Here is a 508-nt window from a genome sequence, read left to right on the forward strand (position 1 = left end):
AAATGATCCTGACAATCCAAATAACAACTATATTAAGCCAACGAAAGTAAATAAGAATAAAGAAGGCCTTAATATCGATGGAAAAGAAGTTTTAGCTGGTTCAACCAACTACTACGAATTAACATGGGATTTGGACCAATACAAGGGAGATAAATCTTCTAAAGAAGCGATTCAAAATGGTTTCTACTATGTGGATGATTATCCAGAAGAAGCCTTAACCCTTCAACCAGAATTGGTTAAGATCCGTGATCTAGAGGGCAACCTTGTATCAGGTATCAGTGTTCAACAATTTGATAGTTTAGAAGCTGCGCCTAAGAAGGTTCAAGACTTGTTGAAGAAAGCTAACATTACTGTTAAGGGTGCTTTCCAACTCTTCTCTGCTGATAATCCAGAAGAATTTTACAAGCAATATGTATCAACTGGAACATCATTAGTCATTACAGATCCGATGACTGTTAAGTCTGAATTTGGTAAGACAGGTGGTAAGTATGAAAACAAAGCCTACCAA

Annotated in this window: 1 protein-coding gene; it reads left to right on the forward strand. The window is 36.4% G+C overall.

Annotation, left to right across the window (positions count from 1 at the left end; genetic code table 11):
* Nucleotides 1-508, forward strand: a 508-nt coding sequence (locus HMPREF2655_RS00125; protein ID WP_373878873.1) for an SspB-related isopeptide-forming adhesin, incomplete at both ends; no start/stop codon positions are given.

The organism is Streptococcus sp. HMSC066F01 (genome assembly GCF_001837335.1).
Taxonomy (GTDB): Bacteria; Bacillota; Bacilli; order Lactobacillales; family Streptococcaceae; genus Streptococcus; species Streptococcus oralis_S.